The sequence below is a fragment of the Pseudoflavonifractor phocaeensis genome, from assembly GCF_016901955.1.
Taxonomy (GTDB): Bacteria; Bacillota; Clostridia; order Oscillospirales; family Oscillospiraceae; genus Flavonifractor; species Flavonifractor phocaeensis_A.
Window position 1 is genome coordinate 1 of sequence record NZ_JACJLC010000085.1, and the last position, 11455, is coordinate 11455.

Below are 11455 nucleotides of genomic sequence, written 5' to 3' on the forward strand. Positions count from 1 at the left end.
CGCGCGATTCCATAAAAACGGCTCAAAGGGCCGCTTTTATGGAATTCAGCCATTGTCACAATGCGTATTTCCACTGGTGCGTTGAAACGCACCAGTGGAAGGTGCAAGGCTTTTGGACAAAATTGTCTAAAAGCCTTGCACTTGAACAAAGCCATTTTGCCTTGAAAGCCTTGGGTTTCAAGGCTTGTGGCTTTGTTCAGTACGCATTGAGATAAAGACATCTTACTACAACCGAGGAGTAGATGCAAATGCTGGACACTCAAAACTGTCAGAACTTTTTAATGGATATCGCCAAGCGGCTGCTGGCCATCGACAGCCCCAGCGGCTTCACCCATAACGTGGTGCGGGAGGCCGAGCACATTGCCCAGGACCACGGCTATGCCACCCGCCGCACCAACAAGGGCAACCTGATTGTCTCGGTGCCTGGCCGGGAGAAGGGCAAGAAGATCGGCCTGTGTGCCCACATCGACACCCTGGGGCTGATGGTGCGCTCCATCACCGCCGATGGTATGCTCATGACCACTAAGGTGGGGGGACCCATTTTGCCCACCCTGGACGGGGAATACTGCCGGATCTATACCCGGGAGGGTAAGGTGTACACCGGCACCATCCTGTCTCTGTCTCCCGCCGCCCACGTCTTTGACGACGCCGCCACCCGCCCCCGGGACGAGAAAAATCTGGCGGTACGCATTGACGAGGTGGTAAAGGACAAGGAGGACGTGGAAAAGCTGGGCATTTGCCCCGGGGATTATGTGTGCATTGACCCCAAGACCACCGTTACCGACAGCGGCTATCTGAAATCCCGGTTCATTGACGACAAGGGGAGCGCCGCCTGTCTGCTGGTGCTGCTGCGGCTGATGCATTTTGCCAAGCTGCGTCCCCGGTATGATACCCAGGTGGTGTTTACCGTCCACGAGGAGGTGGGCCACGGCGGAGCCACCATCCCGCCGGTGGACGAGCTGCTGGCGGTGGACATGGGGTGCGTGGGAGACGATCTGACCTGCACCGAGCACCAGGTGTCCATCTGCGCCAAGGACAACAATGGCCCCTACGATTACGAGATGGTGACCAGGCTGGTGGAGCTGGCCCGGGCCAACAGGGTGGACTACGCCGTGGACGTGTACCCCCACTATGGCTCCGATGTGGCGGTGGCCTGGCACGCCGGACTGGACGCCAAGGGGGCCCTCATCGGCCCCGGAGTCCACGCCTCCCATGGCATGGAGCGGACCCACTTCGACGGCATGAAGGCGACCATCGACCTGATCAGTCTGTATCTGGAGCTGGGCTGACATTTAGGAACCGCCGTGGGCAAAAAGATTCCCCCTTTCCCCTGGGGCACTTGACTTTTGGCACCCAAATGCATAAAATAGGGAGAACCCATGTTATTTTAATATAAAGGATTGAGAATAGATATGGCACAGGATAAAAAGCAGGTGGAACAGATCACCGACATGGAGGTAGACTTTGCCAAGTGGTTTACCGACGTGTGCAAGAAGGCGGAGCTCATCGACTACTCCTCCATCAAGGGCGTGTTTATTTACCGCCCCTATGGCTACGCCATCTGGGAGAATTTCCAGAAGATCCTGGATGGAATGTTCAAGGAGACCGGACATGAGAATGTGTACCTCCCCATGCTCATCCCCGAGAGCCTGCTCCAGAAGGAGAAGGACCACGTGGAGGGCTTTGCCCCCGAGTGCGCCTGGGTGACCATGGGAGGCGCCGAGAAGCTGGAAGAGCGTTACTGCATCCGGCCCACCTCTGAGACCCTGTTCTGCGAGCACTACAAGGACATCATCCACTCCCACCGGGACCTGCCCAAGCTGTACAACCAGTGGTGCTCCGTGCTGCGCTGGGAGAAAACCTCCCGCCCCTTCCTGCGCCACCGGGAGTTTTTGTGGCAGGAGGGCCACACCATGCACGCCACTGCCGAGGAGGCCATTGCTGAGACCGAGCAGATGTTCAACATCTACGCCGACTTCTGCGAGAACTACCTGGCCATGCCCGTGGTGAAGGGCCGAAAGACCGACAAGGAGAAGTTCTCCGGCGCCGAGGCCACCTACACCGTGGAGTGCATGATGCACGACAAGAAGGCCCTCCAGGCCGGAACCTCCCACTACTTCGGGGACGGCTTTGCCAAGGCCTTTGACATTACCTTCACCGGCAGCGACAACAAGCCTCACCATCCCTTCCAGACCTCCTGGGGCGTGTCCACCCGTCTCATCGGCGGCGTCATCATGACCCACGGCGACAACAACGGTCTGGTGCTGCCTCCCAAGATCGCTCCCACTCAGGTCATCATCATTCCCGTGGCCCAGCACAAGCCCGGCGTGCTGGAGGCCAATGAGACCGTCATGGCTAAGCTGAAGGCCGCCGGTATTCGGGTGAAGATGGACGCCTCCGACCAGTCCGCCGGCTGGAAGTTTGCCGAGTATGAGATGAAGGGCGTGCCTCTGCGTCTGGAGATGGGCCCGAAGGATATGGAGAAGAACCAGTGTGTGCTGGTCCGCCGGGACAACGGGGAGAAGAGCTTCGTCTCCCTGGACAACATCGAGGAAACCGTCCAGACCATGCTGGACAAGGTACAGCAGGGCCTGTACGACAAGGCCAAGCGCAACCTGGACGAGAACACCTACGCCTGCGCCACCGTAGAGGAGGTCAAGGAGAAAATGGCCACCCAGGGCGGCTTTGCCAAGACCATGTGGTGCGGCGATGAGGCCTGCGAGCTGAAGATGAAGGAGATCGCCGGAGTGTCCTCCCGCTGTATCCCCCTGGAGCAGGAGCACCTGGGCGACGTGTGCCCCATCTGCGGCAAGCCCGCCAAGCACATGGTGTACTGGGGCGTGGCCTACTAAGCGATCTGGTAAACCAGTTAAAAAGTACAAAAAATGGCTGTAAATCTCCCGTCCATGGATTGGAAACGCCGATTTTGTATAGATCGGCGGTATGGGGCAATGCTATGCTCGGATCAAGCGATCCAACAAAGCGATTGCAAAGGAGATGCAGCGTTATGTCTAACAGCAACAACAACAGCAATCAGCCCGTGGTTACCAGCGCCCGTGAGGCCCTCAACAAGTTCAAGATGGAGGCGGCCCAGGAGGTGGGCGTGGACCTGAAGCAGGGCTACAACGGCCACCTGACCAGCCGTGAGGCCGGTTCTGTGGGCGGCCAGATGGTCAAAAAGATGATCCAGGCCTATGAGCAGGGCATGAGCGGTCAGTAACGCTTCCGCAAGCAACCGAATAGAAACAGCCGGAGGGGCTGCCGCAGTTTGCGGCAGCCCCTCCAGCTGTTGTGACATTCTGAACTTACATCCCGATCATCTGGGAAAATTCCTTCATCATCTCGGAGATCCCGATCCGCTGAGGGCAGACCGCCTCGCAGCCGCCGCAGCCCACACAGTTGGCGGGGCGCTGCTCCGGAGGCATTTTGGCTACCGCCATGGGAGCGATGAAGCCGCCGCCGGTGAACTTGTGCTCATTGTACAGGGCGATGAGTTCGGGAATGGGCAGATGCTGAGGACAGTGGTCGGTGCAGTAGTGGCAGGCGGTGCAGGGCAGCCCCACACGGTCCACCATCTCGTCGGCCAGGGCGATAAGGGCCTCCCGCTCCGCCCCGGTGAGGGGCTGAGTGGTCTCCCAGGTCTTCAGGTTGGCCTCCAGCTGCTCCAGGCTGGACATACCGGACAGCACCATGGTCACTCCGGGGATGGACTGGAGGAACCGGAAGGCCCAGCCGGGCGCCGTCTCCTCTGGCCGCAGGGCCTGGAGCCGGGTGGTCTCCTCCGGCCCCAGAGTCGCCAGTTTGCCGCCCCGGAGGGGCTCCATCACCCAGATGGGCAGCCCAGCCTCCCGCACCAGCGCCGCCTTTTCCGCGGCCTGCTGGAAGTGCCAGTCCAGATAGTTCAGCTGGAGCTGGCAGAACTCCATGTGAGGCCCGTAGGCCCCCAGGAACCGCCGGATCACTTCCAGGCTGCCGTGAGCGGAAAAACCCAGGTGGCGGATGCGGCCCGCCCGCTTTTGCTCCAACAGGTAGTCCAGGATACCGAAGTTGGGATCCAGATAGTCGTCAATGTTGCCTTCGTACACGTTGTGGAAAAGGTAAAAGTCAAAATATTTAGTTTGGCACTTTTCCAACTGGGCCTCAAAGATCTCTTTTACCTTTCCCATGTTGGAATTGTCATAGCCGGGGAATTTGGTGGCCAGATAGTAGCTCTCCCGGGGATATCTGGATAGGTACTTTCCCGCCACCCGCTCGGAATTGCCGTTGTGGTAGCCCCAGGCGGTGTCAAAATAGTTGATCCCGCTGCGGTACGCCAGGTCGATGACAGCCGCAGCCTTCTCCTCGTCCACCTGGGCGTCGTTGCCGTCCACCACCGGCAGGCGCATCATGCCCAGCCCCAGGCCGGACAGCTTGATTCCCTGAAAGTCGTTGTAGATCATATGCGGACCCTCCTGTCGCTCATCGGATACAGCCTTTGGTTTTATCATACAGGCAAAGTTCACCCATTGCAAATACCGATTGCGCATAGGCTTTCATGCCCAAAAGGCATGAGGGGGCTGCCGCGTCTGACGCGGCAGCCCATGTTTTTGTTATAAAGTATCTACCTGATAACCCAGCGTATAGCTCTCGCCGGGGGCCAGGGTGATGGCGAAGGACTTGTCCGCCAGCTGGGGGCCCTCCCCCTCCACCGGGGGCAGGCCGTGCCAAGGCTCGATGCACAGGTAGGGGGCGGCCTTGCCGGGGGTGGACCACAGGGCCAGCACCGGGAAGCCGGGGAAGGTCATCCGCACCCCCTTGCCGGTCTGTTTGCTCCGCAGCTCCACCCACCGGGACCTGAGGCCCTGGAAGATCAGGGTGTCCATCTCGTCAAAGTAGGCGTAGGTCAGGGGAAGGGCGTCGCTGTCCTCCAGGCAGGGCCGGGTGCGGGCCCGGTCCACCCCGTTGGCGTCGGGCACCAGGGTGGGGCAGGTCTCCTTCTGCTCAAATCTTACCTCGTAGTCGGTAAACTGCTCTCCCGCCTCCAGGGGGCAGCGGAAGCCGGTGTGGGCCCCCAGGCAGGAGGGCATGGGCTCCGTCCCGGTGTTGGTGACCGTGACGCCGGTGGTAAAGCCGCTGTCGGTGAGCTGCTGGCGCACCGTCAGCCGGAAGGGGAAGGGGTAGAGGGCCAGGGTGGTCTCATTCTCCACCAGCTCCAGCTCCGCCCAGTCCTCCCCCCGGGCCTTCACCGCAAACTCGCTGCGCCGGGCAAAGCCGTGGCGGGCCAGGGTGACCTCCTTGTCCCCCGCCAGGATCTTGTCCCCCCGCAGGCCCCCCACGATGGGGAAGAGCAGGGGGTTGCGCCCCGGCCAGTAGGCGGGGTCGCCGTTCCAGATGTACTCCAGGCCGGCCTCGTCCCGGTAGGACACCAGCTCCCCTCCGTGGGTGTCCACCTGGGCGGTCCGCCCGCCCCGCTTCAGTTCCAGTACCATGCTCCCGTCTCCTTTCAACTTGATTACCTGCATTATACCGGGCAAATTCCCCCATTGCAAGGCCATAGCGTTTGACATATGGCCTGTTGGGAGATAAAATAAAGGGAAACTAAAACAGGAAGGAGCAGCCCCTATGCTGTTTGCCCCATATGAGCGGTTCCACTATGTCCGCTCCCCCCTGGTGGAGGTCATCTGCCAGTTCCGCTTCCCCACCATTCTGTCCATCGGCGCCAACGAGCCCGCCGCCTTCCAGGAGGCCATCCGGAAGGACTTCCCCAAGTATATGACCCGTCAGGAGCAGCTGCCCCCCAAGGTAGTCAAGAAGGGCAACGCTACCGCACTGGAGCCCCAGAAGCCCATTACCAACTACCATTTTGTGTCGGAGGACAACAAGTGGAAGCTGAACCTGACCCAGAACTTTATCGCCCTGTCCACCCTGAGCTATCAGAGCTGGGAGGATTTTGCCACCCGGCTGGACCAGCCCCTGGCCCACTTCATCCAGATTTATCAGCCCAACTACTTTGAGCGCATCGGTCTGCGGTACGTCAATGCCGTTTCCCGCAAGGCCCTGGGTCTGGAGGACCAGTTGTGGGACGACCTGATCCAGAGTCAGTATATTGGCATTCTGGGAGAGCCCGATGTGGAGGAGAGCGAGATCGCCAAGTGCTCCCTGGAGGTGGACACCCCCCTGGTGGGAGGCTGCCGCATGAAGCTCCACACCGGCCCGGGCGCCATCAAGCTCAACCGCCCCGGCCAGCCCCCCCAGCAGGAGATCCGCTTCATCCTGGACGGGGACTTCTCCGCCGGCGGCCAGTTGGCCGCCGACAGCGTGCCCGAGAAGCTGGAGCAGCTCCACCGGTATGCTACCTGCTTTTTCCGGGGAGCCATTACCAGCACCCTCCACGAGGCCATGGGCCCTACCCCGGTGGCTGAGTGATGGCCCATACCATCACTGTCCGCCCCGCCCGGCAAGAGGACCTGGAGGAGATCTGGTCTATGGTGGGCCGGGCGGTGGCTCACATGAACGCCCTGGGCAATCTCCAGTGGGGGGAGGACTACCCCACCCGGGCTTTTTACGCCGGGGATATCCAGCGGGGGGAACTGTACGCCGCCCTGGTGGACGGGACCCTGGCGGGGGTGGCCTGTATCAATGCCAACGAATCCCCCGAGTACGATCCTCTGCCCTGGACTACCCGCCGCCCGGCGGCGGTGATCCACCGGATGGCAATTGATCCCGTTTTCCAGCGGATGGGGGTGGGTTCCGCCCTCTTTGCCTTTGCCCAGGACTGGGCGAAGGCACGGGGCATTTCCGCCATGCGCATCGACACCTATACCCAAAATGACCGGATGCAGGCCCTGATCCGCAAAATGGGCTATACCAAGGTGGGGGAGATCCACCTCCACGGCCGGCCCCTGACCTATCCCTGCTTTGAAAAGGCCCTGTGACCCTTGCATTTTGAGGAACGGGCGCTTATAATGGTCAGGACAGGTGTCTTGACACAAGAAAAGGAGGGCTCCGCCATGAAAAAGCTGCTGCTGGTGGTGGACTACCAGAAGGATTTTGTAGACGGGGCCCTGGGCTTTCCCGGGGCGGAACAGCTGGACGGCCCCATCGCCGCCAAGATCGACGCCTGTCACGCCGCCGGGGACGACGTAGCCTTTACCCTGGACACCCACCAGACCAACTACCTGGACACCCAGGAGGGCAGAAAGCTGCCGGTGCCCCACTGCCTGATGAACACCGAGGGCTGGAAGCTGTACGGCAAGACCGGGGAGGCCTTTGACAAGGCCAGGGACATGGTGATCTGCAAGTCCACCTTCCCCTCCCTGTGGCTGGGCAGCTGGCTGAAGGAGCAGGGGTACGACCGGGTGGAGCTGGTGGGGCTGGTGTCCTACATGTGCGTGCTGTCCAACGCCGTGGTGGCCAAAGCCGCCCTGCCGGAGGCGGAGCTGGTGGTGGACGCCGCCTGCACCGCCGGGCCCGACCCCAGGCTCCACCAAAACGCCCTGGAGCTGCTGGAGACCCTCCAGATCACGGTCACCAACCGAGAGGATGGGATACAATGAAAGAACACATGAACTACACCCTGCTCTGTGACTTCTACGAGCTCACCATGGGCAACGGCTATTTCCAGACCAGGGATTACGCCCAGCAGATCTGCTATTTTGACATTTTCTTCCGCAACGTCCCCGACGAGGGGGGCTTTGCCATTGCCGCCGGGCTGGAGCAGGTCATCGACTACGTGGAGCGGCTGCAATTTGACGAGGAGGACATCGCCTATCTCCGGAGCAAGGGCTGCTTCTGCGAGGGCTTTCTGGACTATCTGCGGCACTTCAAGTTCACCGGCGACATCTGGGCGGTGCCCGAGGGCACCCCCATCTTCCCCCGGGAGCCCTTCCTGACGGTGCGGGCCCCGGCCATCGAGGCCCAGTTCATCGAGACCTTCCTGCTGCTCACCCTGAACCACCAGTCCCTCATCGCCACCAAGACCAACCGCATCGTGCGGGCGGCGGACGGGCGGCCGGTGAGCGAGTTCGGCTCCCGCCGGGCCCAGGGGCCGGACGCCGCCATCCTGGGGGCGAGGGCGTCTTACATTGCCGGCTGCGCCGGCACCGCCTGCACCCTGGCCGACGAGGTGTACGGCACCCCCGCCGGGGGCACCATGGCCCACTCCTGGGTGCAGATGTTCCCCGACGAGTACACCGCCTTCAAGACCTACTGCCAGCTCTATCCCCACTCGGCCACCCTGCTGGTGGACACCTACAACGTGCTGAAATCCGGGGTGCCCAACGCCATCAGGGCCTTCCAGGAGGTGCTGCTGCCCCAGGGCATCACCGACTGCGCCATCCGGCTGGACAGCGGCGATTTGACCTACCTGTCCCGGAAGGCCCGGAAGATGCTGGACGCCGCCGGGCTCACCCAGTGCAAGATCGTGGCCTCCAACTCCCTGGACGAGTATATCATCCGGGACCTGCTGCTCCAGGGGGCCAAGATCGACTCCTTCGGCGTGGGCGAGCGGCTCATCACCTCCAAGAGCGAGCCGGTGTTCGGCGGGGTGTACAAGCTGGCCGCCATCGAGGACAAGGAGGGCCGCATCATCCCCAAGATCAAGATCAGCGCCAACCCGGGGAAGATGACCAACCCCGGCTTCAAGAAGGTGTACCGCCTCTTCGACAACGAGACCGGCAAGGCCTTCGCCGACCTCATCACCCTGTGGGACGAGATCGTGGACGACAGCCGGCCCATGGAGCTCTTCGACCCGGACGCCACCTGGAAGCGGAGCACCTTTACCAACTTCACCGCAAAGGAGCTGCTGGTGCCCATCTTCCAGGGGGGCAAGCGGGTGTACGACTCCCCCTCCATCGAGGAGATGCGGACCTGGTGCGCCCAGCAGATCGACCTGCTGTGGGACGAGGTGAAGCGGTTCGAGAACCCCCACAACTACTATGTGGACCTGTCCCAGAAGCTGTGGGACCTGAAGCAGAGCCTGCTTACCCGGGAGGGGAAGTAAGGGCTTCGACCTGCGGGTCCAATCATGTGAGATGTGGTTTCCTGGCATCATAAATACCCCATCTGCCGGTCAGTATCGCCATACTGCCAAGCAAATGGGGTATTTTTATGTCTTGTCCGGACCTTATGATCCTATCTCGCGGCTCCAGGCCAACAAAAAGGCCGACAGCAGGGCGGGGCGGCAGGGGGGCAGGGTGATGTAGCGAAAGGCCTGGGCGGCCTGCTGTCCAGGAACTGGGCAAGGGAATCGGCGGCCTCGCCGTCGGCGGAGCAGGTCAGCCGGGCAGCAGGGATGGTTTGAGGGGAGGGACAACGGGACCGCCGTTCCAGCTTGCTGCCCGGAGGCTGACCGGCCCCTCAGAGTAAAAAGGCCAGCAGCCAGCATACCGTGGCGCCCAGCGCGCCGCATGCGGCATACACCGGGGCGGGGATGCGGCGGCAGGTTTCCCGCAGGCGGGAAGTACGCTTGAGATAGCCCTCCGCTGCCCGGCGGGCCTCCTGGAGCACCGCATCGGCGGTAGCCCCCTTGCCGAAAGCGTCCGCCTTTACAATAAAAATAGCCTGTTCAAAAAAACGGGGGTCGGGGGATTTGACCACGATGACCTGCCGGGACACGCCCTGTACCACCTGTCCACTTCCTTTCCTGTTTTTAGCCAGTATTGCCCAAAGGATGGGGAACTATACCCGCAGGAAGCCTTTGGCGCACATAACCGGCGGAGAAACGCCGTACACTACCCACAGTGAGATGGGAGGGGTATGTATGGACAGACGGCGGCTCATTTTGGCTTTGGCTTTGCTGTTTGCGGTAAATATCGGGCTCATTCTGGCGGCCCAACAGGCCCAGGCGGCTACCTATCGCCAGGGCTCCACCGGGGAGCAGGTGCGGGTCATCCAGACCAAGCTGAAAAACTGGGGGTACTACGACGGTGCGGTGGACGGGGTATTCGGCAGCCAGACCGTCCAGGCGGTGAAGTATTTCCAGCGGAAAAACGGCCTTACCGCCGACGGCGTGGTGGGGCCCGCCACCCTGAAAGCCCTGGGCATGGGGAGCTCGGTCTCCACAGGTCAGGAGGCCAGCCTGGACCTGCTGGCCCGGGTGATCTCCGCCGAGGCCAGAGGGGAGCCCTACAGCGGCCAGGTGGCAGTGGGGGCGGTGATCCTCAACCGGGTGGAGCATCCCTCCTTCCCCAATACCATCGCCGGGGTGGTGTACCAGCCGGGGGCCTTTACCTGTATGGTGGACGGGCAGATCGACCAACCGGTGGCGGAGTCGGCGGTACGGGCCGCCCGGGAGGCCCTCAATGGGGCCGACCCCAGCGGCGGGGCCATCTACTACTTCAACCCCGCCACCGCCACCAGCAGCTGGATCTGGAGCCGGCCTTTGATCCTCCAGATCGGCAACCACCGGTTCTGCGCCTGAGGGGTGGGCGGCCACAGGCCGCCCCTACATAATTATATGAGGGACTTATGGTACAGGGGCAGATAGCGCAGCGCCCCGTCCACCTGCTGGGAGGAGAAGAGGGTCACCCGGCGGACGGTGGTCTCCAAAGCGGGGAGGGAGAGTCGCTCCAGCGGGTTTGGCGGGCTTTTCACCTGCCGGGCCAGGGTGATGTGGGGGGTGTAGGGCCGCGCCTCCAGGGAAAAGCCGGCCTCCGCCAGGGCGGCGGTTAGCCCGGCCTGGAGCGTCATCAACTGGGAAGACCGCTCCACCCCCAGCCACCAGATATCCCCCCTTTTTCGTAGAAACAGCCCTGGGGAGGCGGTGCGCAGGGGGAAGGGAGCAGAGCGGGGAAGAGTGTCCAGTACGGCCCGGACAGGCCCGGGGGAGGGCAGCTCTCCCAGGAACACCAGGGTGAGGTGGAGATTCTCCGGCGGGAGAAAGCGGCCCCGCACGCCCTCCGCCTGAAGGGCCGACAGAGCGCCACCGATGGCGTCCCGCCACCGGGCGGGGAGCTGGAGTCCCACAAACAGACGCATAAAAACCGCCTCCTTTACTCTCACTATAGCAAAGGAGGCGGGAAAGGACAAGGCTCAGGATTCCATATGCCGGCCCAGGAAGCCGGCGATGGTCTGGGCCAGCTTATAGTTGGTCTCGCTGACCTTCAGCTCCCGGCCATTCCCCACAAAGAGAACGCAGCCCAGCACGTCCCCCTCGGACAGAATGGGCGCGGCGCAGGAGATGAGATAGGCGTCGCTGCCCTGACACACGGGAAGCTGGGCTTCGCCCTCCTGATACTGGTAGATCTGCCGGCCCTCCATGATGTCCTCCAGAGCAGAGGAGACCTGCTTGTCCATCAGCTCCCGCCTGGCGGCGCCCGCCACGGCGATACAGGAGTCACGGTCGGTGATGACGGCGATCTCCCCGGTGGTCTTGTTCAGGGTTTCGCACATCTGGCCGGCAAAATCTCCAAGCCCCCCCATGAGGGAATATTTTTTAAAGATCACTCCGCCGTCCTTGTCGGTGTAGATCTCAAGG

General features: G+C 62.0%; 14 protein-coding genes. 9 read left to right on the forward strand and 5 right to left on the reverse strand.

What is annotated here, in order from left to right; translation table 11 throughout:
- From H6B51_RS14210 to H6B51_RS14225, 4 genes are all read left to right on the forward strand, one after another.
- The coding region (locus H6B51_RS14210; RefSeq protein WP_204884303.1) for a hypothetical protein at positions 1-215 on the forward strand (215 nt) is incomplete at its 5' end.
- 33 nt (positions 216-248) lie between these two features.
- Entirely contained in the window at positions 249-1289 is a 1041-nt protein-coding gene (locus H6B51_RS14215; protein WP_204884304.1) for a M42 family metallopeptidase, read from the forward strand.
- A 123-nt stretch (positions 1290-1412) separates the two neighbouring features.
- Entirely contained in the window at positions 1413-2852 is a 1440-nt protein-coding gene (proS, locus tag H6B51_RS14220) for a proline--tRNA ligase (protein ID WP_204884305.1), read from the forward strand.
- Between the two features lie 155 nt (positions 2853-3007).
- On the forward strand, positions 3008-3220 hold the full coding sequence (locus tag H6B51_RS14225) for an alpha/beta-type small acid-soluble spore protein (RefSeq protein WP_204884306.1): 213 nt from the start codon (positions 3008-3010) through the stop codon (positions 3218-3220).
- An 85-nt stretch (positions 3221-3305) separates the two neighbouring features.
- On the opposite strand, the gene H6B51_RS14230 is transcribed toward H6B51_RS14225, so the two are convergent.
- Together H6B51_RS14230 and H6B51_RS14235 are read right to left on the reverse strand one after the other, a co-directional pair.
- The gene (locus H6B51_RS14230) at positions 3306-4439 is read right to left on the reverse strand and encodes an aldo/keto reductase (RefSeq protein WP_204884307.1); all 1134 of its coding nucleotides are present in this window, start codon (positions 4437-4439) and stop codon (positions 3306-3308) included.
- Positions 4440-4589: 150 nt separating this feature from the next.
- Positions 4590-5468: an aldose 1-epimerase family protein gene (locus H6B51_RS14235; RefSeq protein WP_204884308.1), complete on the reverse strand. Its 879-nt coding sequence runs from the start codon at positions 5466-5468 to the stop codon at positions 4590-4592.
- Positions 5469-5601: 133 nt separating this feature from the next.
- On the opposite strand from H6B51_RS14235, the gene H6B51_RS14240 reads away from it, so the two are divergent.
- The 4 genes from H6B51_RS14240 to H6B51_RS14255 all read left to right on the forward strand — a co-directional run bounded on the left by H6B51_RS14240 (position 5602) and on the right by H6B51_RS14255 (position 8980).
- The gene (locus H6B51_RS14240; protein WP_204884309.1) at positions 5602-6405 is read left to right on the forward strand and encodes a TIGR04255 family protein; all 804 of its coding nucleotides are present in this window, start codon (positions 5602-5604) and stop codon (positions 6403-6405) included.
- A complete protein-coding gene (locus H6B51_RS14245; RefSeq protein WP_204884310.1) occupies positions 6405-6914 on the forward strand; it encodes a GNAT family N-acetyltransferase in 510 nt (169 codons plus the stop codon). Before H6B51_RS14240 ends, H6B51_RS14245 begins: the two co-directional genes overlap by 1 nt.
- A gap of 75 nt (positions 6915-6989) precedes the next feature.
- Positions 6990-7535: a cysteine hydrolase family protein gene (locus H6B51_RS14250; RefSeq protein ID WP_204884311.1), complete on the forward strand. Its 546-nt coding sequence runs from the start codon at positions 6990-6992 to the stop codon at positions 7533-7535.
- Entirely contained in the window at positions 7532-8980 is a 1449-nt protein-coding gene (locus H6B51_RS14255; protein ID WP_204884312.1) for a nicotinate phosphoribosyltransferase, read from the forward strand. The genes H6B51_RS14250 and H6B51_RS14255 overlap by 4 nt, the downstream gene beginning before the upstream one ends.
- 356 nt (positions 8981-9336) lie before the next feature.
- On the opposite strand, the gene H6B51_RS14260 is transcribed toward H6B51_RS14255, so the two are convergent.
- Positions 9337-9606 (reverse strand): translation initiation factor 2, encoded by a 270-nt coding sequence (locus H6B51_RS14260; protein WP_204884313.1) that lies wholly within the window; start codon positions 9604-9606, stop codon positions 9337-9339.
- A gap of 133 nt (positions 9607-9739) precedes the next feature.
- On the opposite strand from H6B51_RS14260, the gene sleB reads away from it, so the two are divergent.
- Positions 9740-10399, forward strand: a complete 660-nt coding sequence (gene sleB / locus H6B51_RS14265) for a spore cortex-lytic enzyme (RefSeq protein ID WP_243421329.1) — start codon at positions 9740-9742, stop codon at positions 10397-10399.
- A gap of 32 nt (positions 10400-10431) precedes the next feature.
- Here sleB and thpR read toward each other — a convergent pair whose 3' ends face one another.
- The gene (thpR, locus tag H6B51_RS14270) at positions 10432-10956 is read right to left on the reverse strand and encodes an RNA 2',3'-cyclic phosphodiesterase (RefSeq protein WP_204884314.1); all 525 of its coding nucleotides are present in this window, start codon (positions 10954-10956) and stop codon (positions 10432-10434) included.
- A gap of 54 nt (positions 10957-11010) precedes the next feature.
- The coding region (locus H6B51_RS14275) for a stage V sporulation T C-terminal domain-containing protein (protein WP_204884315.1) at positions 11011-11455 on the reverse strand (445 nt) is incomplete at its 5' end.

Coding starts and splice junctions, on each gene's coding strand:
- H6B51_RS14235 (WP_204884308.1), bottom strand. CDS start 5,468: ATGGTACTGGAACTGAAGCGGGGCGGGCGGACCGCCCAGGTGGACACC.
- H6B51_RS14250 (WP_204884311.1), top strand. CDS start 6,990: ATGAAAAAGCTGCTGCTGGTGGTGGACTACCAGAAGGATTTTGTAGAC.
- thpR (WP_204884314.1), bottom strand. CDS start 10,956: ATGCGTCTGTTTGTGGGACTCCAGCTCCCCGCCCGGTGGCGGGACGCC.
- H6B51_RS14240 (WP_204884309.1), top strand. CDS start 5,602: ATGCTGTTTGCCCCATATGAGCGGTTCCACTATGTCCGCTCCCCCCTG.
- H6B51_RS14215 (WP_204884304.1), top strand. CDS start 249: ATGCTGGACACTCAAAACTGTCAGAACTTTTTAATGGATATCGCCAAG.
- sleB (WP_243421329.1), top strand. CDS start 9,740: ATGGACAGACGGCGGCTCATTTTGGCTTTGGCTTTGCTGTTTGCGGTA.
- proS (WP_204884305.1), top strand. CDS start 1,413: ATGGCACAGGATAAAAAGCAGGTGGAACAGATCACCGACATGGAGGTA.
- H6B51_RS14255 (WP_204884312.1), top strand. CDS start 7,532: ATGAAAGAACACATGAACTACACCCTGCTCTGTGACTTCTACGAGCTC.
- H6B51_RS14245 (WP_204884310.1), top strand. CDS start 6,405: ATGGCCCATACCATCACTGTCCGCCCCGCCCGGCAAGAGGACCTGGAG.
- H6B51_RS14225 (WP_204884306.1), top strand. CDS start 3,008: ATGTCTAACAGCAACAACAACAGCAATCAGCCCGTGGTTACCAGCGCC.
- H6B51_RS14230 (WP_204884307.1), bottom strand. CDS start 4,439: ATGATCTACAACGACTTTCAGGGAATCAAGCTGTCCGGCCTGGGGCTG.